A 740-nucleotide genomic window follows, 5' to 3' on the forward strand; every position below is an offset into this window, starting at 1 on the left:
TATGCGAAATTTGAAAAAGATCTTTTTGTTGAAGTAACGAGGCTAAGGTCATCAGGTATGGAAGCGAAAACACCAGAAGATGTTAATAAGATTGAAAGAAACATAAGAAGTATAATGGGAGATATAAAAGTAGCAGTTGAAGCATATCCAAACCCACAAACAGCAGGATTGGTATCAAACATCATGCACTCAATATCAGATATAGAAGGCGATGCAGCAAGGTATAGATACACTTACAACAACATAGTCCAAGAATTCAACACTATATGCGACCGCTTCCCTTCAAACATTGTTGCCTCCATGCTGGGGTTCAAAAAAGAACAATACCTTGAGATTGAAAAAGAAGCAGTTGAGAAAATACCCAACACAAGTTTCTACTAATCATTTTGAATTTCTAACTAAGAACGAGATATGCCTACACTTTTTCAACAGGAAGGGATGGTATGTAGGAAGTTATTATCCGAGAAGAAGTCTAAACTGAGATTTGCAGAAAAAAATGTTGCAAGTAGAAATTCTTATGTTTATAATATTGTTGTGTATTGAAAGTTGCTCTATCTTACCAAGTGTGAGTACCAAAATATTTGGTATTTACACTATGGTTTTTACCTACCCTTTCAGGGATTGAAACTATTATACAACAATCAGCCACAAGCAACAGATAGAAGTTTTTACCTACCCTTTCAGGGATTGAAACCTTATAGACAAGTAATACATCGCCTTTTTTGAATTTAGTTTTTACC

Annotated in this window: 3 protein-coding genes; 2 read left to right on the plus strand and 1 reads right to left on the minus strand. The window is 34.7% G+C overall.

The window, feature by feature from the left end:
* Both NZ579_08185 and NZ579_08190 read left to right on the plus strand, forming a co-directional pair.
* A partial coding sequence (locus tag NZ579_08185; protein ID MCS7299914.1) for a LemA family protein occupies positions 1–381 on the plus strand: 381 nt, incomplete at its 5' end.
* Positions 350–481 carry a CRISPR-associated endonuclease Cas1 gene (locus NZ579_08190; protein ID MCS7299915.1) on the plus strand — a complete coding sequence of 44 codons (132 nt, stop codon included), beginning with the start codon at positions 350–352 and terminating at the stop codon, positions 479–481. The genes NZ579_08185 and NZ579_08190, both read left to right, overlap by 32 nt.
* Before the next feature lie 75 nt (positions 482–556).
* Here the strand turns inward: NZ579_08190 and NZ579_08195 are convergent.
* A partial coding sequence (locus NZ579_08195) for a hypothetical protein (GenBank protein ID MCS7299916.1) occupies positions 557–740 on the minus strand: 184 nt, incomplete at its 5' end.

The organism is Spirochaetota bacterium, from assembly GCA_025061835.1.
Lineage (GTDB): Bacteria > Spirochaetota > Brevinematia > DTOW01 > DTOW01 > SKYB106.